The organism is Marinobacter sp., from assembly GCF_048266785.1.
In the GTDB taxonomy this organism is placed as follows: Bacteria; Pseudomonadota; Gammaproteobacteria; order Pseudomonadales; family Oleiphilaceae; genus Marinobacter.
In genome coordinates, this window is record NZ_JBLWYX010000004.1 from 1 (window position 1) to 23,192 (window position 23,192).

The following is a 23,192-nucleotide window of genomic DNA, read 5'->3' on the forward strand; positions in this document are numbered from 1 at the left end:
CTGGTCATCAGACACCTCACTTATGGTGGCGATATTACCACCTACGTTGGTGTCCGGAATCATTGAACCACTACACCTGGCGAGGATTAGCGATCGAGATAAACTCCATGACAGAAACGTGAGGAAGTGGAGGATCGAGGACCGGTGACTGTTGGAGCCTCGTTACCCACTCTTGATGGTTGAAGAGGTATATTCTGACTTCATCATCCTGGGGTTTGGTGGACTTAGAGATGCCTCTGAAGGCAAAAAAGGCCGCGACATACGGAGAGTACGACCAATCCAGGAGCGGAGTGGGATACCCATGGTGCTGTAGCAAACTGTAGAAAGCTCCATTCTGCTCGGGATTGGAAAGATCGAAATAATGGTCTGTCAGACTGCTCAGTTTCTGATGCAACTGTCTGACATCTCTCGATATAAACTGGCTCAAGCGATACCGGCCGCCCCGATGATAGGATGTGCAGAGTTTCCAGGGATGAGCCTGCCCCCGAAACAAAAAGCCAGTCTTCGATATTGCTGAAATCCTATTCTTGAACTCGGCCCAAGATAGCTTTTCACCTGGAATACGGGATTCGCCACTCGCCTCTGCCTTGTCCAAAACTGCATTGTAAGGGCCAACTTCGGTGTTTCCTTGAAGATGAATCTGTCCGTTCCTCAATTCAATCGTCGCGTGTACTGACTGCGCGTGATGAACATCTGCAGAAAAAAGCCCTTTGATATCCTCCCAAAGCACAGGCTGTAATGTGTGAGGGTGAATCGGCGTAGTGAAAGCTGAAAATTGCTGGCTGGCCGCTTTCGAGGGTGTCCGAAATTGAAATATAGAACTGGGAAGATCCCGGGAAAATGGGAGTACCGAAGCATTCCCTTCATAATGACTGCCTACGTCGTCGATGTTAACGACTAGGTGCCCATTTGCGGGCCCAGCGTATGTCCCAATCCATTGCCCTTTTAACGACATCAACCCCTCTCAATAACTAATCACTTGTTGAAAGATTTCCCAAATCGTTTCTCTGCCAGCGAATTTGGCAGCTCTAGTCCTCCCAAGGCTCCGGCAATTCTCCAGTTTCCAACATTGCCTTTAACCCCGGCTCATCAATTATGAGGCATCCCCTCTCTCGGGCTTTCTCAACTTTAGAGGGGCCGGCATTGGGGCCACAACATAGGAATGCCAGGCCCTTTGTAACGTCCTTCTTTACTGCCATTGATCTCGTCGAGGCCAACTCTTCGAGTGCTGCTCTTTGAATTTTCGGGTAGCCCGTGAAGCAGATCTCTGGTCGAGTATCTATTTTCGGTGGGGGTGGAGTGTAAGGCTCGGTAACAGCTATCTCACTCTCGCCCAGATATCGGTTTATCCGGTCCTTCCGAAAGGTTCTAAACTGTTCATCATTCGTGCATACGCCCTGTATGTAGCGGCCAGCTTCTTTCCAATCTTCAACGGTCCAGTCGGTTGTGTGACCCCGAGAATCGGTGTAGTTAAAAGCGATCGAATTCATAAACCTCCCTGTTCTCCCTATTCAGTTTACCGGGTCCGGCAAACGTACAAGCTGGATTAACGTACAAGCATTCAACTCTAAAAAACCCGACCACCCCGCCAATAACACTGCCCCACAATCTCAATCTGGCTCATATTCTCCGGATGAATAACTTCGGGCTGATACATTGGATTGTCGCTGGAAACACGCAAGCTTCCGTCCGCCATCTTCTGCAGGCGCTTTATCCGCAAGCTGTCACCAATCCGAATAGCGAATACACCATCTGGTTTCTTCTTCGAGCGATCGATCAGCACCGTATCTCCGTCAGCCAGGGTTCCATCCATCGAGTCACCCGCAACTCGTATCGCCGCCAGGTCTTTTTGGTGCAGACCTTCACGCGTCATCCAGTCGTTTCGGAACTTCAGGTAGCTGGAGATCTGTTCCTGGTCGAAAAAGGATCCGTTGCCAGCGCTGGCCTCGACGTCATATAGCGGAACCTCGGTATAGTCCCGATCTTCGATACCGGAGACATAGTTTTCATCGATCTCACCTTCCCCAATGCCCAGCAGAAGCCAGTCAATGCTGACCCCTCTTGCTTGCCGCAACTGAATGCATTGTTCGATTGGGATTGTTCCGCGTTTCCGCCAGTTGGTGACGCTTGCCTGTTTGATTCCGAAGTACTCGGCGACTTCTTTGTCCATCGCCACGCCAAGAACTTCCTTCATCCTGTTAATTATGAGCTCGCCTAAACGACTTCTATCAGTCATTTGGTTTTCCATAGTTAATTTTCATCCGTCATTCTGTTGCATAGTTAACCGAATGGCGTCTATCATTCTGTGTAATTCAGCGTTACACAGAGGATACACCATGCAAGGTGCAAAAAAACCCAACGCCAGTCACCGAGCACCCAACGGCGTGCTTACTGCCAAACCCATCGCACTGCGCCTGCTCAGTGAAGAGCGCTCCGCTCTGGAGCAAGCCGCCGTCGATGAGGGCCGATCTCTGGCCTCTCAGGCCCGCATCTTCTTCCTGCAGGGCCTTTCCGATTACCAGCGCAACCATTCCGCCTGATTCCTGAAGGAGTAGATCGATGTATCAGGACACCAAACGCATCCGAAAGCATCGTGTGAGCCTCAATCTGGACGACTACGAGGCCGCCGTGATCAACGCACTGGTGGATTACACCGGTACCGACAGGGCCAGCCTGCTGCGCCAGATGCTGATTGCTCAGGCGGAGGCGGCCCTGTTGCCCACGTCTCCAAGCATGGCCGGTGGTGCGCCACTTTCCGAGGCCCACATTCGCACCATTTGAGGTCCTGAAAAGATGCCGGAAATCAACCTGGAGCTGACGGACCAACAGGCCGAGCTGCTGGACACCATCAGGAAGCAGCAAGGCCTTCAAACCATGGATCAGGCCGCCGAATGGCTGATCAAGCAACGAATGCGCGGCGCCAGCCTGAAGCTGACCGGAAGAAACCGGGCCCTGCACGCCGTCGGCGGGCCACGAAAGTAAAGGGAATCACCATGACCAGAGCCGCTTATACGCAATACCAGCCACCCAGGACCGTTCGGGAATACAAGTTTTCCATTCGCCTGAGCGAGGAAGACCACATCCGCCTTCTCTGGTGGGCCAGAAACTGCGGCGCCGACTCCACACGGCGCAGAGCTGCAGCGGCCAGACATGCCATCCAGCAGTTCCTGGAACAGGCCTGCGTGCCGTCAGCGGAAGAGATCATCAAGGCCAGCAGACGCCCTGGCCCACGCCGACGTGCCATTGATCGCTTCCTGGATGAGGCAGGCATACCAGATGCGGAATACCTCCGCAGGCAATACGGAAGCCGACACCGGTAATAGCAGTACCGGGCGGCAGTGAGCCCGGGTTTTTTTTGTTCATTTAGGGAATCCCCAGGGATTCCCATGCCATGAAAAGAGGGGTTCATGCAGCAGGGCAACACCGAGAAAGACCTGATGGACTGGTTCGACAAACAGGAAGTGGACACCAAGTGGCGGATCAGCGCCTACGTGACCATCTCCGGGCGGCCCATGCGAGAGATCCTGCAGGACCTCAAGCGAGTCGATGAGTCCGGTACCGGAATAAAACTGATCCATCCAGGCGGCAGCACAAGGCACTAGGGGCGACCAATGGCAAACGAGAACGAACAGACAGAAAGAGAACGAACGCCCATGAACCGGCTGACTCGCAATTTCTTGCACCTGAACTGCCCGTCCTGTGGCGAGGCCTGCTCGATCCAGTCCAGCCGCACTATTCAGGAGCGCGGATCAGATGCCCTGGTGCAGTGCCGGAACATCGAATGTGGTTACCGGGGTGCTGTCCAGGTTTCCTATGGGCCGGTGCTGGAGGCGAACAACCCCAAGCCCCAGACCGAGGGCCAACAGAAGCTCCAGCCCGGCGTCCGTAACAGCTTCCTGCGAATCCTCTGCCCTCACTGCGAAAGCGTGTGCCGGGTTCGCACCAGCGTGCAGATGATCCGAGCGCAGCGCCAGCTCTACGTGTTCTGCCAGGACGCAGACCACTGCGGGTACCGGGGCGTGGTGTTCATCACCCACACCGACCGCCTCTCACTGGATCCAGACGGCAACCTGCGCGAGATACCGCTTTCCCCGGATGTCCGGGAGCAATGCCAGTTCGAAATTGACCTGGCTTACGAGAAGTTCCAACCAAGAAAAGGAACCACAAAATGAGCAATAACGCAGTCACCAGCTCCATCACCAACGCCGCCTATGGCCAGCTGATCGCCCAACGCAAGCAGGGCTTCAGCGCCCGCGAAAGTGTCGAGGCCACCATCGACAGCCTGATTGAGGAATTCATGGTCAGCCGTCGGCAGGCCGCTCTCATCGTTACCCAGGCATGGGCGGATCTGGAAGACACCGGCAAGCCTGCCGCCTTCGTCGATGTCAGCCGAACGACGGCCAACATGGTGGTGGTGAAAGACACCGCCACCGGCTGCACCAGCATCTTTTCGGTGCACGAGCTTCTTCAGTTCCGGGCCAATAACCCAGACCACGTTAACCGCATTCAAGCCTGATCCGGAGCCATCCGCATGCAAGACCAACTACGGGCCGACATTCTGCGCCGACTGCAGAGCGACTTTGACGGTTTGGAGCGCGGCGAATTCCTGCGCCGCCTCCGCTGCCCGTCCTGCGGCAAGCGCGAAGCCTTTGTGGGCACCGAGAAACCCTGGATGGTTAAGTGCGGCCGGGAGAGCAAGTGCGGCGAGCAGCACCATGTGAAGGAACTGTTCCCGGATCTGTTCAACAGCTGGACAGAGCGTTACGGCCGTAAGGACCGCAAGGCTGGCGAGCGGGAGACCGGTACCGAAGTGGCGGATGCCTACATGGTCCATGGCCGCGGCTTCGATCTGGCCAAGGTGCGTGGCTGGTACACCCAGGAGCAATACTGGGACCGCGAGCGGAACATAGGCTCTGCCACCGTGCGCTTCCGCATCAATGACCGGGGCGACTACTGGGAACGGCTGATCGACAAGCCGCACCGCTTCGGCAAGAAAAAGGCCCACTTCAACTACGGCAGCAAAACCAAGGGGCAGGCCTGGGTACCGCCCGGGCTGGATCTGGCCCAGGGCAAAGAGCTGTGGTTCGTGGAAGGTATCTTCGATGCCATCGCCCTGTACCACGCCGGCATTGCGGCCGTGGCTGCCTTCAGCTGCAACAACTACCCGGACACCTTCCTGGCAGAGCTGAACAAGGCCCGGGAAGAAGCCGGCGAAGACCTACCCCGCCTGATCTGGGCCATGGATGGCGACGCCGCCGGCGTTCGCTACATCCGCAAGTTCGCCAACATCGCCCGGTCCCAAGGCTGGAAGGTGGGCGCTGCAGTGATCCCTCAGGAGGGCAAGCACAAGCGCGACTGGAACGATGCCTGGCAGCGCGGCGAGCTGATCAGCGAGGACGGCGAGCCCACCACCAAGGAATTCCTGTACCAGGGTGATCTGGTTATCGCCCGCAGCGCCCAGGAAAAGGCGAACCGAATGTACAGCCACACCGGGCGCAATGAGTTTCCCTTCGGCTTCAACAACCGGCTTTTCTGGTTCAAGTTGAACATGGAGGAATTCCACAAGGCCATGCGGGACCTGGAAGACAGCGACGAGCCGCTGACCGACCGCCAGATGGTCGACCGGGCCCTGGAACAATGCAACGCCGTGGTGGAAATCGCCAACTGCTACCCCACTGCCCTGTACTACCTGGCCAACAAGGTCACCGACGAGAGCTGGTATTACTACCGGGTGGACTTTCCGCACGATGGCCGGCCTGTGAAGAACACATTCAGTGGCGGCCAGCTGGCCAGCGCCAGTGAATTCAAGAAGCGCCTTCTGGGCATTGCCCCCGGTGCCGTATGGACCGGCTCCAGCCAGCAACTGGACCGCCTGCTGAAGCAGCAGATCAGCGGCATCAAAACCGTTGAGACCATCGATTTCATTGGCTACAGCAAAGAGCACGAGACCTGGGTATTCCCGGAGCTGGCCGTACACGCGGGCCAGATCCACGAGCTCAACAACGAGGACTACTACGACATCGGCCGCATGAGCGTGAAAACGCTTTCCGAGTCGGTGGCGCTGTCCATCAACAAAGATCGCAGCGACTACCAGCGCGGCTGGGCCCGGGACCTGGCCGAGTGTTTCGGCCCGAAGGGTGTGATTGCCCTCGCCTACTGGCTGGGCAGCCTGTTCGCCGAGCAGATCCGGAGGCAGCACAAGTCGTTCCCGTTCATCGAGATCGTGGGTGAAGCGGGCTCCGGTAAATCCACCCTTATCGAATTCCTGTGGAAGCTCGTAGGCCGGCAGGATTACGAGGGCTTCGACCCCAGCAAGGCCACCCTGGCCGCCCGGGCCCGGAACTTTGCCCAGGTCTCCAACCTGCCGGTGGTGCTGATCGAATCCGACCGGGACCAGGACGGCGCCGGCGGCAAGCAAAAGCAGTTCGACTGGGATGAACTGAAAACCGCCTACAACGGCCGCAGCGTGCGCAGCCGTGGCCAGAAGAACGGCGGCAACGATACCTACGAACCCCCGTTCCGTGGCGCGATCGTGATCAGCCAGAACGCCCAGGTGAACGCCAGCGATGCCGTGCTGCAACGGATCGTGCACCTGAACGTTACCCGCGAAAACCACAACGAAACCACCAAGGCCCTGGCCGAAAAGCTGGAGCGCACACCCATGGACCAAGTTTCTGGCTTCGCTCTGCAAGCCACCACCTCAGAAGCCCAGGTAATGCGAATGGTGTGCGAGCGCTCCCCCCAGTACGAAAAGGCCCTGGCCGAGCTGCCGGAAATCCGCATTCACCGGATCGCCAAGAACCATGGCCAGATGATGAGCCTGATTGATTGCCTGGGCCCGGAAGGACTGAAGCTGCTGCCGGAATCCTACCTGGAACCGGCCCGCGAAATGATCCTGGACATGGCCAAAGAGCGCCAGAGCGCCGTTAACGCAGACCACCCAATGGTGCAGGAATTCTGGGAAGCCTTCGACTTCATCGAGGGCCTGAGCGGCACTCCCACCCTGAACCACTACGGCGAGAACGAGAAGATGATCGCCGTGAACCTGAAGCACTTCGAACAGGTGTGCACGGAAAACAAGCTGCGCATACCCCCGATATCGGAGCTCAAGCGCCACCTGAAGACCAGCCGCAGCCGGAAGTTCATCGAGAGCAGCCGCACCGTGCGCTCGGTCATCCGGGAAAGCCTGAATTCATCAGCCAGCACGTCGGTTCGGTGCTGGATCTTCCAGAAAGAAGCGTAAGGAGGAAACCGCCGTGGAATACACCTTCGACCAAGCCGCCGCCCTTCTGAACATGGGCCGCAACACCCTTATCCGACGCCTACGCGAGGAAGGAATGCTGGGCAAGGACAACCTGCCAACGGGCCGCTGGCGTGGCCGGGGTGTCTTCCGCGTGATCACCAAAATGTACCGACATCCGGTGGCCGGCTACAGCCATTACGGCCGCGCAGTCATCACTGCGAAAGGCCTGAATACCGTAAGCCGCAAGCTCGGCCTCACCCAACACCAGCCGGAAGGCACCAGGCACACGGTGAGCTGGGTTAACTGACCCCTTAGGGGTTGCACTTTGAAAACACGTGATAGGACTGGGGTTACCCATTCTTCCAGAGACAGGAGAGCAGTATGGAACACGCAACCAACACACCGGCCACCCCGGAAGCCCGCCTTCATGACGTTGGCGAACTGACTGTTATCAACGAAGACCACGGCCGCTGCCACCACCGCGTGGCCATGGTGTTGATCTTCGATTCAGTCGAAGAGGCCGCCGCGTGCATGAAGGCCGGCCTGGTGCGCCTGGTACCGGCCAACGATCTGAACCCGGAAGCAACGGAGCACCTGAGCCATGGATAAAGCCGATATCGCCGGGGACTACATCGAGCAGTCCCTGGAACTTGCCCTGGAGAACCAGCGCAACAGGACCACCGCAACCAGTGACGACCCTTACTGCGAAGAGTGCGGCACCGAGATCCCCGCCAAACGGCGGGAAGCACTGCCCGGCTGCCCCACCTGCGTGGACTGCCAGCAGATGCTGGAAGTGAAGACGCGGAACTACAGGTGACGCTGTGATGGATAAACGGAGAAAGCCAATGGGCAAAAACAGCCGTCTAGTCAAGCAGATCATCGACAGCCTCGATGTTCTGGAAGATATCTCGGACGAAATCCAGTTGCAGGACCTGGAACGACTGGAACAGGAAATGGCAGCAGCGCTCAGGTTTACCGTGAGCGAGGCGATCGCACGGAAGCGGATACGGTTCGTCTATGAAGGCTACGCCGTCAACCCGTTGCTGCCCGACAACTTCTCAAGTTGCCCGAACGAAGAACGGCCGGAGAGCCACCGATTCTGGTGGTACCGCCCCTACATCGTGACCCGGCCATCAGCTGAAAAGACCGTCTTCTGGGTGGAATGCCTAGATGGCGGCGCCTGGGATCGCCCCACCTGGTGGGGAGAGGCCGAGACCCTCGAAGCCGCAGCGGAAATCTGCCGCAACGGACCGAACTGGAAAAACCCAAATAAGGCCGGAAAGGCCAACGGAGAATAATGATGAAAACGCAAACGCTGACCAGAGAAGAATTCATTGCCCAGTTCACTGCCCGGCAAGAGCAGGAACGGGCCAACTTTGCCGCCATGCGCAAAGACCCTCAGGCCTGCGCCACCACACTCTGGCAACTGGCCTGCGGTGACACCAGCGGAAGCCGCTCAGCCAGCGCCCTGCTGCTTTCACTCTGGAACAACCACTTCGCCGCCAACATGCGCGACGTGATGGGGAACCTGGACATCAAACACACCGAAGCTGCCCTTGGCCTGCTCGAACATATGGGCGGTGGCTGCTGGCTGGAACGGTACCTGAAGGATGACCAGGTCCTGCGGGTGATCAACCAGTGGGGCGAGTTCCACGAGATCCGGAGGGACCGGTCATGAGCATGCAAGAAACGACAAGGCAGGAATTCGAAGAAGGCCTGCGAGAAAGCTCTGGACTGGCGCCAGGAGTTCATCGACAAAAAGCGGAAGAAGGCACTGGAACAGGAGGAGACGGCGTGAACTACGAAACTTGGAGAGCGACTTTTCAGAGCAGCGAGCAGGCTGCCAGAGCAGCGTACCAGGAACTGCAAGCGGACACCGCGACGGATGCTTACGCAGTAATCGAAGAAGGCGGGAAGATCGGATACACAGTGATGGTCCATGAAGATGGCATCGACCCACAACAGGCCGAAGAAACTGCCCGTAACTTCTGTCATGAACACATTAACGACTGCGCCGGCAATGGTGTTGAGGGCGCTGGAAGTTGGGTTGTTCGCCCGCTGACTATCGGTCGAATCAAGCGCCACATCCAACCCCAGGCGCAGGAGCGCTCTGGCCATGAGTGATTTTAAGAAACTGTTCAACGCCGCAGCCATGGCATTCGGTATCGGCTTCTGGTTCGCCGCCGGCGCCACACTTGGAGTGTCCACTGTGTCCGGATTCGCGGGCTTTGGTGTCGACTACATCATGATCGTGGACCAGCCGGAGGAATGCGAAGGAGGCCCGTGTGGATAACGTAAAAGGCGGGCACCTTGCCCGCTCCGCAGCCATGCTCTGCCAGGAGCCAGCCTTCCGGCTTTACCTGGACCGGGCCCAAAGCGTTAAAGGAAATGTGAATATTCCGAACGGCACCCACACAGAGGAAGACGCCCGGGACCTGATCACCACTGCCTGCCAGATCAGCAGCCGGGCAGAACTGGATCATAACGTCCGGGCTGCCACCAAGTTCCGGCAGATCAAGGCACACTTTCAGCGCTGGAAAAGCCGGCAGGGCCGGCGGGAGGCGGAACCACAGTGAGACCGGTCTCAATACAGACCTTTATCGAGGTGGTTTACTGCGACGACAACCAGCCGCCGTCTCTGGCCACCATTCGCAGGCGTTGCCCAGAAATCCCGGGTGCGTTTCGCGATGGCCGGCGCTGGCGAATTGATCTCGATACCTACTTCGAAACCATGGAACGGCGAATCCGGGGTTTGCCGGAGAACCCGCAGGAGCTAGGATTACTTCAGGATCTGGCAGAGCAGTTGCAATAATATGGCCCCACCACGCAGAAAACCCGGCCAGGAGTGGCTTTCCCGCTACCCTGGCCTTTACATCAATTCCCGCGATGGCGTTTTCCATGTACGCCACCCCGTTACCCGTAAACAAGGCAGCCTCCAGACCAAGGACAGGCAAACCGCCATCCGGCGGTGGGCTGTTCTTCAGCAAATGTGGGAGCAATCCACAACCGACTTCGACGCACAACTGATGGCCGGCAACATGGCCGCTGCCCGCCCGCCCCAATCAGCGGGCCGAATCACCATGCAGCAATATCTGAAGCGCTGGCGTACCGAGGTGCTGGGGCATAGCGTGGTTAACGGCCGGGTGCAATGGGCTGAATGCCATGTTCTGAGTGAGCGCGGCCGCAACCGTGGCCGGCCAATCGCCATTCCCACCCGAAGAGATTACGCCAACGATGCGCAGCAGCTGGAGGCCAGCGAGCATTCCAGGTTCACCCTCTCCGATCCGGCGATCCTGAGAAAGGTTCGCCGCCTGCTTTCCTCCTGGAACACCAAGCCCGTGCACTATAACGGGCTGCGCAACACGCTTTCCCGGGTGTTCAGCCATGCGGTTGAGGATGGGCTGATCGACAGAAATCCGGTACCGGATGTGAAGAAGGCGACAGAGCCCAGGCGGGAAGTGCTCATCCCGGATGATGCCTATGCCGAAATATCAGCCCAGCTCCTCGAGCACAAGCTGCAGCGCCAAACACACGATGGCACCTGGCGCGCGAAGATCTGCGACATGATCTACATGATGAGCCAGCAGCCGATCGACGTGTTCGGGCTGCGGGAAGACCAGATCCACGACAGCGAAGGACCGATGGGAGAGATCCACTTTTCCCGTCACAAAACCGGCGTAGCCATAATCATTGAAATGAACGAAGACTTGCGCCACCTGGTGGACTGGTTCAGGACCTTTAAGCGACAGCAGGGCATCATCTCCCCTTACCTGATGGTGTACCCATCCTATTTCGACATGCGCAGCCGGCACCAACCGGTGAAACATCGCTTCATGCAGGGTTCGTGGGCACAGGCCTGCAAGGATGCCGGCTACAGCGGCCAATACCAGCTCCGCGACCTGAGAAAGAAGGGATTAACAGACGAGTTCGTGTCACAAGGCGAGAACAACAAGGGTGGCCATCAGACAGAAGCCATGCGTCGGCATTACCGTCTGATCACACCGCCGGAGCGGAGCAAATCCACGCTGAAATCGATAGAGTCTGCCAAGCCGAAACCGTAAAAGGATGTCGACATGTTGTCGACATGATGTCGACGTCCGCTAACTCGCCAACGATCAGCGCTGCAAAGTACTGGATTTTAAAGGGAAATAATGGAGGCGCGGGTCGGAATCGAACCGGCGTACGCGGAGTTGCAGTCCGCTGCATGACCACTCTGCCACCGCGCCTAAAAAGATCGAAGGAATCGAGTCTTTGTGCTCTCAGGTTGGCATTGAGAGACTTGAAGAAATTGGAGCGGGAAACGAGATTCGAACTCGCGACCTCAACCTTGGCAAGGTTGCGCTCTACCAACTGAGCTATTCCCGCTTCAAGCTACCGAAGCATTGCCTCGACAACGGATGCGTATTCTACGGATTACGGTTCCTTCGTCAATACCTTTTTTTAAGTTTCTGTTTTACCGGGGGTTTGCGAATAAATTTTAACCAACACCTCCCTTCAATTTCATTGCCTCAAGATCCCGGGGTTCAACGCCCAGATCCCGCCATTTTTCGGGGTGGCAGGTAAACAGCAGTATCTGATGCCGGGTTGCAGCATCGAACAGGATGCGCTTCATGCCATCCAGGCGTTCAGCGTCGCTGTGTACCAGTGTGTCATCCAGAATGATCAGCGTTGGGCGCCCCGCTTCCTGCAACAGGTCGGCGTATGCCAGGCGGCTGATCAGCCCCATTTGCTCCCGTGCACCAAAGCTCAGTTCTGCCATCTGGCCCAGTTCACTGCCTCGGCTAAACTTTCCGGGCATGAGGTTTTCATCGACTTCCAGGCTGGCCTCGGGAAACAGTACCGTCAGGTAGTGGTCCAGGTGTTTCTGTAGCGGAGCCTGCAACCGGCGTGTCAGGGCCTGGCGCTTCTCCTTCAGCAGGTTGAGCAGAAGATCCAGCGCCTTCGCCCTCCGGTCCAGCTCAAGATACCGGCGGTTAACGTGCTCCAGCCTGACAACCAGTTCGTTGTGTTGCTCCTCAAGCCCCTCAGCACCCCAGGCCTCAAGCCTTGCACGGATTTCACTCAATTCCAGAGCTCGATTCTGCTGAGCTTTTTCCTGATGTTCGGCGGTGGCCCGGTAACGCTCGATATCCTGCTTCAGAAGCTCAGGGCGAGCCTCGCGAATTTGCGCTTCGCGTTCTTTCAGGGAAGCCTCAAGCGCTGCACTCTGCTTTTCCGCATTGGCAATATCCCGGGCCAGCTCTTCCATTTGCTGCTGGCGCTCAACGCTGTTCAGCTCATCCTGCATCCGCTGCCACTCACGGTGGGCCGCCTCGCAAGTATGCCGCGCTTTCAGCAACAGGGTTTCCTGCTCCCGCTGTCTGGACTCTGCTTCCGTTAATCGGGCCTCTGCCTGCTTCAGCTCGGCCTCCACCTGGCTCAGGGGCTTATCGCCGCCCTCAATATCAGCTGCAGCTGCCGGCAAGGCTTCGAGTTCGGCACGGCGGGCGAGCTGCTCGGATTCCAGCTCTTTACTCAACGAGTTCAGTTTCTCAACACCGCTCGGGGCCAAGGATTTCAGAACATCATCGAACCGCTGTATCTGTGCTTCAGCATCTTGCAACCGCCCCAGCTTCAACTCAGCGGCCTCAACGGACTCAACCGCCATAGCGACTAATTGCTGAGACAGTGATTGCTCCAGCCGTTCAAGTTGACGGCGGAGACTTGCCAGGTCATCACCTCCGGGCTGAATGCCAAGGCTGCCCAGGCCCGGAATTTCCAGAACACCTGACTCCAGCAGGAGCTTGTCGCCCTGCCCCTCAATATTCTGCCCATCCAGAACCAGAGCTTTGCCCGGGTTCAGGTTCCAAGTGACACGAGTGGCTACGGTCTGGATTCGAATATTGGCATCATCCAGTTCACGTTGATTCTGTTTAAGTCGGTTTAACTCACCGATATCAATCATATTTTGCTTTTTTTGTTTTCGGGCACTGTCCAGCGATGCCTGAATAACCTTGGCTTTTTCCTGACTTTGTTTGAGCTTGGCGAACTCCGCTTCCAGCCTCGTGCAGTCCTTCTGAAGGCGCTCCCGTTTATCCCTGAGATGGGCCTGCTGCAGAACTCCTGTGGCGAGTTGATATTGGCTGCGCGCACTCTCAACCGCCTTCACCAACCCGGGGCTGGCTAGCTCTTCATGTTCAAGTTGTTTTTTGGCTTGCTCGTAGTTTTTCAGGCGCAGCTCCAGCTGCTTGCTCTGATTTTTCCAGTGAGCCTGGTTCTGCTGCAGCAAGGTCAGGTTTTGCCTCAGCTGTTTCAGCGAGTCCATCCCGCGGGCTTGCTGTTCCTGCAGCGCCTCAACGTCCCGGTATTTTATTTCTGCGCGCTGCATTTCGCGCCGGGCTTCGTCCCATGGCCGCTCCCGATTCGCCTGCTCATGTTCAGTCGCCAGAGTGGCCAGTCGGTCTACCTGATCTTTATATTGTTCGACCCGTGCCTGCAGATCAGACTTCTGCAGCTGCAACATTTCCCGGGTATTCGCAAGATCAAGATACTCGCCTCTTGGTTTCCCGGTCGATGTCAGCAACTCCTTGCGTTGCTGTTCCACTGCCTCAATTATTTCGTCCCCTCCGCTACTGGCGACTTCGCCCACCAGGTTGTTCAAAGCGGATTTCAGGTGGCCGCCGGCATGCAGAACGGCTTTTTCAATATCCTGCCCCGTACCCTGTTCAACCCAGAGCAAGCCCGGAATGCCCCAGTGCTCTTCTTTGCTGGCGCCCTTTTTCGGGAACTGATAACCCAGTAATTCAGCAAGTTTCTCTTCGGCTTCTTCGCCACTGAACGCGGTGCTGTCTACCAGAAGATCACAGCGGTGGCGCTTGAGGAAGCGCTTGTCCAGTTGCCAACGTTGCCCTTTATGTTCAAACAAAAGCTCAACGGTAGGCGCGGCTGATGAGTCCCCCCACGGCGCCAGATCTTCAGCAGATTTGGACCTGTAACGTTCGAAAAACGCAGCCCGAATGGCGCGCACCAGTGTGCTTTTACCGGATTCATTGGGGCCGTGTATCAGGTTGATGCCGGGCTGCAAGTTGCCTAGTTCCAGTCCGTGCCTGAACTGGCGGAACTGTTCAACTCGTAAACGCTGAAGCTTCACTTGGCCACCTCCGCGTCCTTCGGCTTGAGCAGGCCGGCCAGAATAGCCAGCGCATCCCGTGCAACCTCGACATCATCACCTTCATCGTTCGCCCGTTGATTCTCCCGCAACTCCTGAACCACGTCTCCGAGGTAGCCGTCGGCGTGCAGTGCGGCAATATCCTCGTCCGTTGGCTCCAGTTGCAGCCCGGAACGGTCGCAGGTAACGCTGCGATAGCGTGCATCCGCAATGGATAGCGCATCCGTCAGTTTTTGATCGCCAACCAGTGTGAGGGTGCCGTCCAGCTTTACATCCAGCACCGAAGCCTCAGGCAACTGGCTTATGCGAGTCAGCAACTCATCCAGATCGGAAGGCACCGACAAGCTCTCCCGCCACTGGTGCCATTGATAGCGTGCGGTTTCATATCGGGTAACCTCTGGCTTAGCGCCCGGCTCTTCAATATCAACAATCAACACGTACCCCGCATCGTTATTGCGGAACCGCTCTGGCTCCGGCGTGCCGCTGTACCAGGTACGCTCGTTAATCTCCCGCACGCCATGCCAGTCACCCAGGGCGAGATAATCCAGTTTTGCGGTTTCCGTTCGGTCCGGAGCGATAGGGTTTGTGGAGTCGATATCCTCAGGCAGCACGCCTTGCACGCTGCCGTGAGCCAGGCCAATGCGCAGCAGTCCTGAAGGCGTTTCTATCGTGTCGAAGGGCTGGGTCAGATCACCATAGGTATGGCGCTGTGTCAGGGGCGCTGCCAGCACAGCAATGCCCTGCTCCGGTAATTGCGTCACTCCGGATTCAAGTGCCAGATGGACGTTAGCCGGCACCGCGCCTAGCCGTTTTGCCCGCGTCCAGACACTTTCTGCGAGCGCCGCGTCGTGATTGCCGGGCAGCATGACCCAAGGGCCTTCAAAGTTTCGGGTGGCATTGAATACTCGCCGGATAGTGCGATCAGAAACTGTCTGGGCATCAAACACATCACCTGCAACCAGCACGGCATCACACTGGTGCTCGGTTGCCAGCGCCGCCAATCGTTCGATGGCCTCGTAACGGGCTTCCACCAATGCGGCGCTGTCTTCGGTATCAAACCGGCTGTAGGTTCGGCCCATTTGCCAGTCCGCTGTGTGTAAAAATTTTGGCACCCGTTTTCTCCTTGAAAGAAATGGCAATGTGGGCATGGTACACTCAAACCAACTCAACGGGGTGCCGGGCAAACGCCGGGCTGAGACCATACCCGCGGAACCTGATCCGGATTATGCCGGCGAAGGGATTGAGCACTCACCGGCTTAGGTGGGGCCCGCGGCACGGTTGCCTCTGAATGGCTACCCCTGATCTGTCGCGGAGGTTACAAAACCATGCTCATCCGGGCGCTTGCGCTGTTCCTGCTCACTTTAGCCTCTGTGCCCACAAACGCTCAGAAGGTACCAGCCCTCACGATTTATACCCACCCCTCTTTTGCGGCGGAATGGGGTCCTGGGCCGGCTGTAAAGGAAGCCTTCGAACAGACCTGTAACTGCCAGATCAACTATGTGGTGCTCGACAGTGGTGGTGACATTCTTCAACGCCTGCGCCTTGAGGGCAAAAGCTCCCAGGCTGATCTGGTGCTCGGGCTGGACACTGGCACCATGGAAACGACGCGGCAAACGGGTTTGCTGGCAAACCACGAAACCGATCTGTCAGGCCTTAGCCTGCCCATAGCATGGCAGGACCCAGTGTTTGTGCCTTATGATTGGGGCTACTTTGCGTTTGTTTACGATACCGAACAACTCCCAGAACCTCCAAAAAGTCTGGAAGCGCTGATTGCCGCGCCTGATGATCTCAAGATCATTATCCAGGACCCGAGAACCAGCACGCCCGGCCTTGGCCTGTTGCTCTGGATGCGCCACGTCTACGGCGACCAGGCTCCCGAAAAATGGCAGCAACTGAAGGGTAAGATTCTCACCACCACAAAAAGCTGGAGCGACGGTTATTTCTCGCTGTTTATGAACGGTGAGGCACCGATGATTCTCTCCTACAGCACCTCTCCGGCTTACCACATGGCGGTGGATAAAACCGACCGTTACCAGGCTGCGGAGTTCGAAGAAGGCCACTACCTGCAGGTTGAAGTAGCCGCCCTGGTGAAATCATCCGATCAAAAAGAGCTTGGTCAGGCCTTTCTCGATTTTATGTTGAGCGCAGACTTTCAGCGCCACATTCCTCTGAAAAACGTCATGTATCCCGCCACGGATTTGGGCGACGAGTTACCCGCAGTGTTCGATAAGCTGATTCAGCCGGCAGAGGCACTCTATTTTGACCCGAAAATGGTGACCGATAACCGCCGGCAATGGCTGAATGAATGGCTGGATGCCATGACACGGTAAACCAGCGTGAACGGTGCCATGAACCTTCGACCCTCCGCACCTTTCAGCCGACCTGGATGGCGCCTGTGGCCGGGGCTGGCCATTGCCGGTGCGCTGGTGGTGCTGGCGATGGCAGGGCTGGGCGCGCTGGTCTGGGAAGCTTCACTGCCGGATATGAATGAACTCTGGCGCAGCCGTTACCTTCGTACGGTTGTTGCCTTTACGGTCTGGCAGGCATTTCTTTCTGTTGTGCTCAGCCTGCTTGTGGCCATTCCTGTCGCCAGAATTCTGGCAAGGCAATCCGTCTTTCCGGGCCGCGTTGTTTTGCTACGTTTGATGGAACTCAGCCTCGTGCTCCCCTCGATTGTGGCGGTATCCGGTCTCGTCAGCGTTTATGGCCGCCAAGGCTGGCTCACGGGCTTTGCCGATGACTGGCTGGGCGCATCCTGGAACCTTTACGGCATCAACGGCATTGTTCTGGCTCACGTGTTTTTCAACGCGCCCTTGGCAGCACGGATTCTGCTGCAAGCGATTGAGAGCGCACCGGCATCGCAACTGCGGGTTGCCGCGCAACTCGGGCTTGGCCACTGGTGGTATTGGCGTGCCGTGGAATGGCCAGCCGTCAAACCGGTCATGCCCGGCCTTGCCGCTCTGGTTTTCACCCTGTGCTTTACCAGCTTTGCCATCGTGATGACCCTCGGCGGAGGGCCGGCGGCCACGACCATTGAGGTTGCCATCTACCAGTCACTGCGCTTCGAATTTGATGCTGGCCAGGCCGCGCTGCTTGCGATGGTTCAGCTGGTTATTTGTGGGTCTCTCTGGTGGCTGGCAGCCCGCCATGGGCTCACTGCATCGCTACTTCCGAACAGACGGGTTGCTTCACATCGAAGCAAAGCCGGCAACTCAATCTGGGCACGCCTTGGAGATGCAGCCGCCCTGGGATTGTTTGTGCTGTTTTTGGTGACGCCGCTGATTGCCATTTTGCTTCGGGGACTGCCTGGCATGGGTTCGGCATTTTTCCCGGAAGGGACATTCTCTGTGAATCCTGCCTTACTCGATGCCACCCTGAGAAGCCTGGCCATCGCTATACCCGCCGGGCTGATGTCCGTGAGCGCCGCACTGCTGATTCTGGCTTGCGGAACCGCAGCGTCCCGCCCGGCCATTACACGGCTTACAGATGTCGCGGCCTATCTGCCATTGATGGTTCCGCCGCTGGTTCTCGGTACCGGCCTGTTTTTGCTGTTCCGGCCAAGTCTTGGCAACTCCAGCGAAGGGCTTATTCTGGTTACGCTGATCAACGCCATGATGGCTCTGCCTTTTGTGTTGCAGATGCTCAGAGGGCCCATGGGTAATCTGGATTCAGCCAGCCGCCAGCAAGCTGACCAACTTGGCATGCTGGGCTGGTATCGCTGGCGCTGGTTGCACTGGCCACGAATGCGCCGGCCACTGGCACTGGCAATGGCATATGGTACCGGTTTATCGCTGGGAGACTTCGGCGTTATCGCCCTGTTTGGTAGCCCTGGCCAACCCACCCTGCCGGTGCTGCTTTACCAGCAACTGGGCAGCTACCGAATTGATGCCGCGGCCGCAACCGGGTTGTGGCTTGTGCTGCTTCTGCTGATGCTGTTCAGCGTGTTCAACCGGCTGGGTTCTCCCCTGTTCAATGCCGGCTTGGCGTCCAAATCATCCCGCACTGTTCCGGAACCTGAACATGCTTGAGGTAAAAAACCTGGTTTTCGCCTATCCCGGTCAGGAGGCTCCCTGGAATTTTCAGTTCTCTGTGGCACCGGGGCAGTGCATCGCGATCCATGGCGCCAGCGGCTCCGGCAAGTCCACCCTTATGAACCTGCTCGCGGGTTTTCTGGAGCCGCAATCCGGCGATATTTTGTGGCAAGACAAAAGTCTGCGCCACTGTGCACCCTGGCAACGGCCGATGACCAGTGTGTTTCAGGAACACAACCTGTTCGAACACCTGAGTGTGGCGGCCAATATCGGGCTCGGTATTCACCCTGGGCTAAAACTCACACCCAATGATCAGCAAGCCATTGAGCACGGGCTGGAAAGTGTAGGCCTGGGTGGCTTTGGCAAGCGACTGCCCGGTGACCTTTCTGGTGGCCAGCGCCAGCGTATTGCGCTATTGCGCACGATATTACGGCAACAGCCGATGATGCTGCTGGATGAGCCACTTACCGGGCTCGACAGTGATACCCGGGATCTTCTCCGGCAACTCTTGTTGGAACAAAAAGCCCTGGGCTCACTCATTGTTCTGGCCAGCCATGATGACGAAGACCGCCGGATACTGGCAGATAGCATTTGTAGACTCTAAGCTAGTAAGCTAATAAACCAGACCAATCAACCTTTGGAATTCTGACACCCGTGCCCATAAGTGCCAGTTCCCCGGATAATGAAAATTCATCGCAAAGCCGTCGCGAGGCAGGGGCTCTGACAGGTGAGAACCACCACCTGGTAATTCGGGGCGACTGGACGCTGGCCGACTATCAAACGCTTAAACAGAAGGTGCAAGAATATGCCGGGCAGCAGTGGGACACCGACCACATCGATCTGAAAGGTCTGGGACGGGTTGATACGGCAGGCGCCTCACTTCTGGTTGCACTGCTCGGGCCGAAGACCCTCAGCGCGCTGACAAAACAGGACGGCATCCTGCCTCAGGAACAAAGCGCTCTGCTTCACGCGGTGGCAGATGCACTGCAGGAGAAGCCGTCACCCGAGCCGGAAGGCCTGGCACCAATCTCGCAATTCCTCACAGAAACCGGCAAGACGGTCGAGGCCATCTGGCACCTGATCTATCTGTTGTCGGGGTTCGTTGGTCAGATTCTCGCAACCTTGTTCGCTGTGCTGCCAAGGCCCAAGCGCTGGCGTGTCACGGCGTTTGTAGCCGCCATTCAGGATACCGGGCTCAACGCTCTCCCTATCGTCGCACTGCTCACCTTTCTGGTGGGTGCCGTGGTGGCATTCCTTGGAGCCACGGTTCTGACCGGCTTTGGCGCTACGATTTACACCGTCAACCTGGTCGCCTTCTCGTTTTTGCGCGAGTTCGGTGTTCTGCTCGCTGCGATCCTGCTTGCAGGCCGCACTGCCAGCGCCTTTACTGCGCAGATTGGCGCCATGAAGGTAAACGAAGAGCTGGATGCCATACGCACGTTGGGGCTGGATCCGGTTGAGCTGCTGGTGATCCCGAGAGTTCTGGCGATGATGATCAGCCTGCCTATTCTCACCTTTGTGGGAATGCTCGCCGGTTTGGTAGGCGGCGGTGTGGTTTGTGCGATTGCCCTGGACATTTCACCGGCTCAGTTCATGGCCATTATGGAGCGGGATATTGCGCTGAAACACTTCCTTGTCGGCATGTCGAAAGCGCCCATTTTTGCCTTTCTGATTGCTGCCATCGGTTGCCTGGAAGGGTTCAAGGTCGGCGGCAGCGCCCAATCTGTTGGTGTACACACTACATCAAGCGTTGTTCAATCCATTTTTGTGGTGATTCTTCTGGATGCTGGTGCGGCACTCTTCTTTATGGAAATGGGCTGGTAAACCATGACGAACTCAACAGACCAACAAGCCCATAACAAGCTCGCTTCTGTCATTGAAGTCCGGAGTCTTGATAATCGCTTTGGCAGCCATGTCGTCCATGAAAACCTTGATCTCGATCTCTTCAGGGGAGAGATTCTGGGCGTTGTTGGCGGTTCCGGAACCGGTAAATCTGTGTTGCTCAGAAGCATTGTGGGACTGCATACGCCCTCAGAGGGGTGTATACACGTATTTGGCAAAGATCTTACCGAGCTGAGCATCAAAGAGCGTTCGGAAACCGAGCAACGGTTTGGCGTTCTCTTTCAGCGGGGGGCCCTCTTTACGTCACTGAATCTTTTGCAGAACATTGCCCTGCCCTTGATTGAACACTGCGGCCTGCCCCGCTCGGACGCTGAAGAACTTGCCCGCATGAAGCTGGCGCTGACAGGGTTGCCAGGCGATTCCGCCCGCAAGTACCCGTCGGAACTCTCCGGTGGTATGGTCAAACGCGCTGCTTTGGCTCGGGCATTGGCGATGGACCCGGAAATTCTGTTCCTGGATGAGCCTACTGCGGGCCTTGATCCGATAGGCGCTGCGGCTTTTGACAAATTGATTGTTACACTCCGGGATGCATTGGGGCTGACCGTTTTTCTGGTCACCCACGATCTGGACACGCTTTATACAACCTGCGACCGGGTCGCCGTTCTGTCTCAAAAAAGAGTTCTGGTCGCAGATCGCATTGAAAAAGTCGCAGCGACAGACGATCCGTGGATCCAGGATTATTTTCAGGGCCCCCGCGGGCGGGCCGCCAGTTACGCATTCCGGGCTCAGGAACAGAGCCGGCTACGGGAGTAAGAGACTATGGAACCGAAAGCACATCATCTGGTGATCGGGGTTTTTACGCTGGTTGCGGTGGTGGCAGCACTGTTGTTTGCGCTGTGGCTTGCCAAGTCATCTGCAGACCGTGAGTGGGCCTATTATGAAATCGTTTTTGATCATGCCGTAGGTGGACTGTCCAAGGGCAACCCCGTTCTCTACAGCGGCGTTGAAGTAGGTGATGTGCTTGAGCTACGGCTGGATTTCGACAACCCCGGCCACGTGCGGGTTCTGGTGCGTGTGGAGCAAAGTGTACCGGTGCGAAAAGACACTCTTGCCGGGTTGGTGCTGGCCAATATTACCGGCAGCATGAGCGTTCAGTTCAGTGGAGGTAGTAAAGACAGCCCTATACTGGAAGGCACCCGTGAAAAACCAGCGATGATTACCGCCGAGCCTTCGGCGTTCAACAGTCTCCTGACCAACGGCGAAGTGCTACTAACCAAAGCAGAAAAGCTGCTCACCAATGCCAACAGTATGCTTTCAGCGGAAAACACCGAAAATCTGACAGTGATTTTGCGAAACACCCGGGAAGCAAGCGACTCTCTGCTTGGGAGACGCGAGCAACTGGTTGCTCTGCTCGAGCGCATGGACGACGCGGGCAAACGTACAGCAGAAGCTGCAAGCAAGGTTTCTACCGTCTCCGATAATGCCAATGCGCTGCTACAGAACGAAGCGAAATCCTTGCTGACGAGCATGAACAAGGCAATGACAACGTTCCAGGAAACGGCCGCGCGTATTGATCGTTTAACCCGGAATAACGAAGGCGCGCTGGATTCCGGGCTCCAGGGTATGGGCGAGCTGGCACCGGCTCTGAGAGAGCTGCGAAACACACTAAGAAACCTGAATCAGTTTACCCGTCGCCTGGAAGAAGACCCCACGGGCACCATCTGGGGTGGCCCCACAATCAAGGAGGTATCCCAGTGAACAACCCTACCGCAAAGGCTTTCCGGGCTGTGGGTACCGCCTTGGTCGTTTCCGGGATGATGACCGCATGCACGGTTTTCCCAACCCCTGAAGCACCAAGGGTAATGGACTTTCCGACACCTCAGAACGTTGAAAAAAGTGTCACAAGCAAGCCTCAGAGTCTCAGGGTTGATACACCTTTTGCCTCCGAGCCGTTTAACAGCACGCGGATTCTGGCAAAGCCTGAGCCATGGGAATTCAGGGTATACCACGGCGTAAGGTGGCGGGATACAGTGCCGGTTATCCTACGGGATATGCTGGTGGGCGCGTTCAGGACAAGCGCAAGCTTCCGTGACGTATCGATGGATACCGGGCCTGGCAATACGGACCTGACACTGGCCACGGAGATTACGGCTTTCCACACCCTCCGCCAGGGTGACAGCACGCGGGTGACCGTTGCCATCTATGGGCAACTGATCGACAACCGCTCACGGGTGACACTCTGTTCTGACAGCTTCATCGCTTCCACGCCTGCCAGAGACAACGGCATTGAATCGGTTGTCCAGGCGTTTGGCAGCGCCGGGGAAAGGCTTGCAAAAGATGTTATTGGTTGGGCAAAGGCTTGTGAAACGCGGCCGGATCAGGCCTTTTCAGGAAACAGGTCCGGCCAGGCAGCCTTAAGGTAAAGCCCCATCGACCAAAGCGTTAACAGTGCTGCGATATACAACAACCCCACGGCAACATCCGAAAGAAACTGGCCCGGGGGAAATGCCAGCAACCCCACAATAGACGCCATCTGCGCCGTGGTTTTGATCTTGCCAATGTAAGAAACAGCAACGCTTCCACGGCTGCCGATTTCGGCCATCCATTCCCGCAATGCAGAGATCACAATTTCCCGGCCGATAATCACTGTTGCCGGAATGGTAAGCAGAATTGCCGAATACTCCTGAATCAGCAGCGCCAGCGCTACGGCCACCATCAGTTTGTCTGCCACCGGATCGAGAAACGCGCCAAAAGGCGTACTCTGGTCCAGCTTGCGGGCAAGATAACCATCCAGCCAGTCAGTCACGGCCGCCAGTGCAAAAATCGCCGCACTGACCATATAGCTCCAATCCACGGGGAAATAAAACACCGCCACAAAGACCGGAATCATGATGATGCGGGAGAGTGTGAGCAGGTTGGGTAAATTCAT

31 protein-coding genes, 2 tRNA genes and 1 riboswitch are annotated in these 23,192 nt (G+C 57.1%); of the genes, 25 read left to right on the plus strand and 8 right to left on the minus strand.

From position 1 onward, the window contains the following. Nucleotides 1-70: 70 nt before the first annotated feature. The 3 genes from ACN0V1_RS07425 to ACN0V1_RS07435 form a co-directional block, all read right to left on the minus strand. Entirely contained in the window at nucleotides 71-955 is an 885-nt protein-coding gene (locus tag ACN0V1_RS07425) for an FRG domain-containing protein (RefSeq protein WP_417544397.1), read from the minus strand. Between the two features lie 73 nt (nucleotides 956-1,028). Continuing rightward, the gene (locus ACN0V1_RS07430; RefSeq protein ID WP_417544398.1) at nucleotides 1,029-1,490 is read right to left on the minus strand and encodes a hypothetical protein; all 462 of its coding nucleotides are present in this window, start codon (nucleotides 1,488-1,490) and stop codon (nucleotides 1,029-1,031) included. Between the two features lie 77 nt (nucleotides 1,491-1,567). Further along, nucleotides 1,568-2,236, minus strand: coding sequence for a LexA family transcriptional regulator (locus ACN0V1_RS07435; RefSeq protein ID WP_417544399.1), 669 nt, complete (start codon nucleotides 2,234-2,236; stop codon nucleotides 1,568-1,570). 100 nt (nucleotides 2,237-2,336) lie between these two features. Between ACN0V1_RS07435 and ACN0V1_RS07440 the strand changes: the two genes are divergently transcribed. The 18 genes from ACN0V1_RS07440 to ACN0V1_RS07525 all read left to right on the plus strand — a co-directional run bounded on the left by ACN0V1_RS07440 (nucleotide 2,337) and on the right by ACN0V1_RS07525 (nucleotide 11,304). Continuing rightward, entirely contained in the window at nucleotides 2,337-2,540 is a 204-nt protein-coding gene (locus tag ACN0V1_RS07440; RefSeq protein WP_417544400.1) for a hypothetical protein, read from the plus strand. 19 nt (nucleotides 2,541-2,559) lie between these two features. Continuing rightward, nucleotides 2,560-2,781 (plus strand): hypothetical protein, encoded by a 222-nt coding sequence (locus ACN0V1_RS07445; protein ID WP_417544401.1) that lies wholly within the window; start codon nucleotides 2,560-2,562, stop codon nucleotides 2,779-2,781. A gap of 12 nt (nucleotides 2,782-2,793) precedes the next feature. Continuing rightward, complete coding sequence (locus ACN0V1_RS07450) at nucleotides 2,794-2,982, plus strand: hypothetical protein (RefSeq protein ID WP_375581770.1); 189 nt, start codon at nucleotides 2,794-2,796, stop codon at nucleotides 2,980-2,982. 11 nt (nucleotides 2,983-2,993) lie between these two features. Further along, nucleotides 2,994-3,320, plus strand: a complete 327-nt coding sequence (locus ACN0V1_RS07455) for a hypothetical protein (protein ID WP_417544402.1) — start codon at nucleotides 2,994-2,996, stop codon at nucleotides 3,318-3,320. A gap of 87 nt (nucleotides 3,321-3,407) precedes the next feature. Beyond that, nucleotides 3,408-3,602 (plus strand): hypothetical protein, encoded by a 195-nt coding sequence (locus ACN0V1_RS07460; protein WP_375581772.1) that lies wholly within the window; start codon nucleotides 3,408-3,410, stop codon nucleotides 3,600-3,602. Nucleotides 3,603-3,611: 9 nt separating this feature from the next. Next, nucleotides 3,612-4,172 (plus strand): ogr/Delta-like zinc finger family protein, encoded by a 561-nt coding sequence (locus ACN0V1_RS07465; protein ID WP_417544403.1) that lies wholly within the window; start codon nucleotides 3,612-3,614, stop codon nucleotides 4,170-4,172. Beyond that, a complete protein-coding gene (locus ACN0V1_RS07470; protein ID WP_417544404.1) occupies nucleotides 4,169-4,516 on the plus strand; it encodes a hypothetical protein in 348 nt (115 codons plus the stop codon). Before ACN0V1_RS07465 ends, ACN0V1_RS07470 begins: the two co-directional genes overlap by 4 nt. 15 nt (nucleotides 4,517-4,531) lie before the next feature. Next, nucleotides 4,532-7,243: a toprim domain-containing protein gene (locus tag ACN0V1_RS07475; protein WP_417544405.1), complete on the plus strand. Its 2,712-nt coding sequence runs from the start codon at nucleotides 4,532-4,534 to the stop codon at nucleotides 7,241-7,243. Nucleotides 7,244-7,256: 13 nt separating this feature from the next. Further along, nucleotides 7,257-7,550: a phage antirepressor KilAC domain-containing protein gene (locus ACN0V1_RS07480; RefSeq protein WP_417544406.1), complete on the plus strand. Its 294-nt coding sequence runs from the start codon at nucleotides 7,257-7,259 to the stop codon at nucleotides 7,548-7,550. Between the two features lie 74 nt (nucleotides 7,551-7,624). Continuing rightward, nucleotides 7,625-7,852, plus strand: a complete 228-nt coding sequence (locus tag ACN0V1_RS07485) for a hypothetical protein (protein ID WP_417544407.1) — start codon at nucleotides 7,625-7,627, stop codon at nucleotides 7,850-7,852. Continuing rightward, nucleotides 7,845-8,060, plus strand: coding sequence for a TraR/DksA C4-type zinc finger protein (locus tag ACN0V1_RS07490; protein ID WP_417544408.1), 216 nt, complete (start codon nucleotides 7,845-7,847; stop codon nucleotides 8,058-8,060). Before ACN0V1_RS07485 ends, ACN0V1_RS07490 begins: the two co-directional genes overlap by 8 nt. A 28-nt stretch (nucleotides 8,061-8,088) precedes the next feature. Further along, entirely contained in the window at nucleotides 8,089-8,541 is a 453-nt protein-coding gene (locus ACN0V1_RS07495) for a hypothetical protein (protein ID WP_417544409.1), read from the plus strand. A 2-nt stretch (nucleotides 8,542-8,543) separates the two neighbouring features. Beyond that, complete coding sequence (locus tag ACN0V1_RS07500) at nucleotides 8,544-8,921, plus strand: hypothetical protein (RefSeq protein WP_417544410.1); 378 nt, start codon at nucleotides 8,544-8,546, stop codon at nucleotides 8,919-8,921. Beyond that, nucleotides 8,918-9,367, plus strand: a complete 450-nt coding sequence (locus ACN0V1_RS07505) for a hypothetical protein (protein WP_417544411.1) — start codon at nucleotides 8,918-8,920, stop codon at nucleotides 9,365-9,367. The genes ACN0V1_RS07500 and ACN0V1_RS07505 overlap by 4 nt, the downstream gene beginning before the upstream one ends. Then, nucleotides 9,360-9,536 carry a hypothetical protein gene (locus ACN0V1_RS07510; protein ID WP_417544412.1) on the plus strand — a complete coding sequence of 59 codons (177 nt, stop codon included), beginning with the start codon at nucleotides 9,360-9,362 and terminating at the stop codon, nucleotides 9,534-9,536. The genes ACN0V1_RS07505 and ACN0V1_RS07510 overlap by 8 nt, the downstream gene beginning before the upstream one ends. Next, entirely contained in the window at nucleotides 9,529-9,819 is a 291-nt protein-coding gene (locus tag ACN0V1_RS07515; protein ID WP_417544413.1) for a hypothetical protein, read from the plus strand. Before ACN0V1_RS07510 ends, ACN0V1_RS07515 begins: the two co-directional genes overlap by 8 nt. After that, nucleotides 9,816-10,055, plus strand: coding sequence for a hypothetical protein (locus ACN0V1_RS07520; protein ID WP_417544414.1), 240 nt, complete (start codon nucleotides 9,816-9,818; stop codon nucleotides 10,053-10,055). The genes ACN0V1_RS07515 and ACN0V1_RS07520 overlap by 4 nt, the downstream gene beginning before the upstream one ends. A gap of 1 nt (nucleotide 10,056) precedes the next feature. Continuing rightward, nucleotides 10,057-11,304, plus strand: coding sequence for a hypothetical protein (locus tag ACN0V1_RS07525; protein WP_417544415.1), 1,248 nt, complete (start codon nucleotides 10,057-10,059; stop codon nucleotides 11,302-11,304). A gap of 91 nt (nucleotides 11,305-11,395) precedes the next feature. Here the strand turns inward: ACN0V1_RS07525 and ACN0V1_RS07530 are convergent. From ACN0V1_RS07530 to ACN0V1_RS07545, 4 genes are all read right to left on the minus strand, one after another. Further along, nucleotides 11,396-11,469, minus strand: a tRNA-Cys gene (locus tag ACN0V1_RS07530). A gap of 63 nt (nucleotides 11,470-11,532) precedes the next feature. After that, nucleotides 11,533-11,608 (minus strand) — tRNA-Gly (locus ACN0V1_RS07535). 112 nt (nucleotides 11,609-11,720) lie between these two features. Then, nucleotides 11,721-14,372 (minus strand): AAA family ATPase, encoded by a 2,652-nt coding sequence (locus tag ACN0V1_RS07540; RefSeq protein ID WP_417544416.1) that lies wholly within the window; start codon nucleotides 14,370-14,372, stop codon nucleotides 11,721-11,723. Further along, complete coding sequence (locus ACN0V1_RS07545; protein WP_417544417.1) at nucleotides 14,369-15,502, minus strand: metallophosphoesterase family protein; 1,134 nt, start codon at nucleotides 15,500-15,502, stop codon at nucleotides 14,369-14,371. The genes ACN0V1_RS07540 and ACN0V1_RS07545 overlap by 4 nt, the downstream gene beginning before the upstream one ends. Before the next feature lie 47 nt (nucleotides 15,503-15,549). Beyond that, nucleotides 15,550-15,647: riboswitch (TPP riboswitch) on the plus strand. 68 nt (nucleotides 15,648-15,715) lie between these two features. On the opposite strand from ACN0V1_RS07545, the gene thiB reads away from it, so the two are divergent. The 7 genes from thiB (at nucleotide 15,716) to ACN0V1_RS07580 (ending at nucleotide 22,686) form a co-directional block, all read left to right on the plus strand. Next, nucleotides 15,716-16,720, plus strand: coding sequence for a thiamine ABC transporter substrate binding subunit (gene thiB, locus ACN0V1_RS07550; protein WP_417544418.1), 1,005 nt, complete (start codon nucleotides 15,716-15,718; stop codon nucleotides 16,718-16,720). Between the two features lie 18 nt (nucleotides 16,721-16,738). Further along, on the plus strand, nucleotides 16,739-18,418 hold the full coding sequence (thiP, locus tag ACN0V1_RS07555; RefSeq protein ID WP_417544419.1) for a thiamine/thiamine pyrophosphate ABC transporter permease: 1,680 nt from the start codon (nucleotides 16,739-16,741) through the stop codon (nucleotides 18,416-18,418). Beyond that, complete coding sequence (locus ACN0V1_RS07560; RefSeq protein WP_417544420.1) at nucleotides 18,411-19,025, plus strand: ATP-binding cassette domain-containing protein; 615 nt, start codon at nucleotides 18,411-18,413, stop codon at nucleotides 19,023-19,025. Before thiP ends, ACN0V1_RS07560 begins: the two co-directional genes overlap by 8 nt. A gap of 116 nt (nucleotides 19,026-19,141) precedes the next feature. Beyond that, a complete protein-coding gene (locus ACN0V1_RS07565; RefSeq protein ID WP_417544678.1) occupies nucleotides 19,142-20,245 on the plus strand; it encodes an MlaE family lipid ABC transporter permease subunit in 1,104 nt (367 codons plus the stop codon). Between the two features lie 3 nt (nucleotides 20,246-20,248). Beyond that, on the plus strand, nucleotides 20,249-21,076 hold the full coding sequence (locus tag ACN0V1_RS07570) for an ABC transporter ATP-binding protein (protein ID WP_417544421.1): 828 nt from the start codon (nucleotides 20,249-20,251) through the stop codon (nucleotides 21,074-21,076). Between the two features lie 6 nt (nucleotides 21,077-21,082). Beyond that, nucleotides 21,083-22,021 carry an MlaD family protein gene (locus tag ACN0V1_RS07575; RefSeq protein WP_417544422.1) on the plus strand — a complete coding sequence of 313 codons (939 nt, stop codon included), beginning with the start codon at nucleotides 21,083-21,085 and terminating at the stop codon, nucleotides 22,019-22,021. Further along, a complete protein-coding gene (locus ACN0V1_RS07580) occupies nucleotides 22,018-22,686 on the plus strand; it encodes an ABC-type transport auxiliary lipoprotein family protein (RefSeq protein WP_417544423.1) in 669 nt (222 codons plus the stop codon). The genes ACN0V1_RS07575 and ACN0V1_RS07580 overlap by 4 nt, the downstream gene beginning before the upstream one ends. On the opposite strand, the gene pgsA is transcribed toward ACN0V1_RS07580, so the two are convergent. Beyond that, the gene (pgsA, locus tag ACN0V1_RS07585; protein WP_291950936.1) at nucleotides 22,641-23,192 is read right to left on the minus strand and encodes a CDP-diacylglycerol--glycerol-3-phosphate 3-phosphatidyltransferase; all 552 of its coding nucleotides are present in this window, start codon (nucleotides 23,190-23,192) and stop codon (nucleotides 22,641-22,643) included. The genes ACN0V1_RS07580 and pgsA overlap by 46 nt on opposite strands.

Excerpts from the sequence above, each read along its gene's own strand:
- ACN0V1_RS07510 (WP_417544412.1), top strand. The coding sequence starts at position 9,360 with ATGAGTGATTTTAAGAAACTGTTCAACGCCGCAGCCATGGCATTCGGT.
- pgsA (WP_291950936.1), bottom strand. The coding sequence starts at position 23,192 with ATGAATTTACCCAACCTGCTCACACTCTCCCGCATCATCATGATTCCG.
- ACN0V1_RS07440 (WP_417544400.1), top strand. The coding sequence starts at position 2,337 with ATGCAAGGTGCAAAAAAACCCAACGCCAGTCACCGAGCACCCAACGGC.
- ACN0V1_RS07460 (WP_375581772.1), top strand. The coding sequence starts at position 3,408 with ATGCAGCAGGGCAACACCGAGAAAGACCTGATGGACTGGTTCGACAAA.
- ACN0V1_RS07445 (WP_417544401.1), top strand. The coding sequence starts at position 2,560 with ATGTATCAGGACACCAAACGCATCCGAAAGCATCGTGTGAGCCTCAAT.
- ACN0V1_RS07485 (WP_417544407.1), top strand. The coding sequence starts at position 7,625 with ATGGAACACGCAACCAACACACCGGCCACCCCGGAAGCCCGCCTTCAT.
- ACN0V1_RS07425 (WP_417544397.1), bottom strand. The coding sequence starts at position 955 with ATGTCGTTAAAAGGGCAATGGATTGGGACATACGCTGGGCCCGCAAAT.
- thiP (WP_417544419.1), top strand. The coding sequence starts at position 16,739 with ATGAACCTTCGACCCTCCGCACCTTTCAGCCGACCTGGATGGCGCCTG.
- ACN0V1_RS07525 (WP_417544415.1), top strand. The coding sequence starts at position 10,057 with ATGGCCCCACCACGCAGAAAACCCGGCCAGGAGTGGCTTTCCCGCTAC.
- ACN0V1_RS07455 (WP_417544402.1), top strand. The coding sequence starts at position 2,994 with ATGACCAGAGCCGCTTATACGCAATACCAGCCACCCAGGACCGTTCGG.
- ACN0V1_RS07490 (WP_417544408.1), top strand. The coding sequence starts at position 7,845 with ATGGATAAAGCCGATATCGCCGGGGACTACATCGAGCAGTCCCTGGAA.
- ACN0V1_RS07505 (WP_417544411.1), top strand. The coding sequence starts at position 8,918 with ATGAGCATGCAAGAAACGACAAGGCAGGAATTCGAAGAAGGCCTGCGA.
- ACN0V1_RS07430 (WP_417544398.1), bottom strand. The coding sequence starts at position 1,490 with ATGAATTCGATCGCTTTTAACTACACCGATTCTCGGGGTCACACAACC.
- ACN0V1_RS07470 (WP_417544404.1), top strand. The coding sequence starts at position 4,169 with ATGAGCAATAACGCAGTCACCAGCTCCATCACCAACGCCGCCTATGGC.
- ACN0V1_RS07560 (WP_417544420.1), top strand. The coding sequence starts at position 18,411 with ATGCTTGAGGTAAAAAACCTGGTTTTCGCCTATCCCGGTCAGGAGGCT.
- ACN0V1_RS07570 (WP_417544421.1), top strand. The coding sequence starts at position 20,249 with ATGACGAACTCAACAGACCAACAAGCCCATAACAAGCTCGCTTCTGTC.
- ACN0V1_RS07500 (WP_417544410.1), top strand. The coding sequence starts at position 8,544 with ATGAAAACGCAAACGCTGACCAGAGAAGAATTCATTGCCCAGTTCACT.
- ACN0V1_RS07435 (WP_417544399.1), bottom strand. The coding sequence starts at position 2,236 with ATGACTGATAGAAGTCGTTTAGGCGAGCTCATAATTAACAGGATGAAG.
- ACN0V1_RS07465 (WP_417544403.1), top strand. The coding sequence starts at position 3,612 with ATGGCAAACGAGAACGAACAGACAGAAAGAGAACGAACGCCCATGAAC.
- ACN0V1_RS07575 (WP_417544422.1), top strand. The coding sequence starts at position 21,083 with ATGGAACCGAAAGCACATCATCTGGTGATCGGGGTTTTTACGCTGGTT.
- ACN0V1_RS07450 (WP_375581770.1), top strand. The coding sequence starts at position 2,794 with ATGCCGGAAATCAACCTGGAGCTGACGGACCAACAGGCCGAGCTGCTG.
- ACN0V1_RS07495 (WP_417544409.1), top strand. The coding sequence starts at position 8,089 with ATGGGCAAAAACAGCCGTCTAGTCAAGCAGATCATCGACAGCCTCGAT.
- ACN0V1_RS07475 (WP_417544405.1), top strand. The coding sequence starts at position 4,532 with ATGCAAGACCAACTACGGGCCGACATTCTGCGCCGACTGCAGAGCGAC.
- thiB (WP_417544418.1), top strand. The coding sequence starts at position 15,716 with ATGCTCATCCGGGCGCTTGCGCTGTTCCTGCTCACTTTAGCCTCTGTG.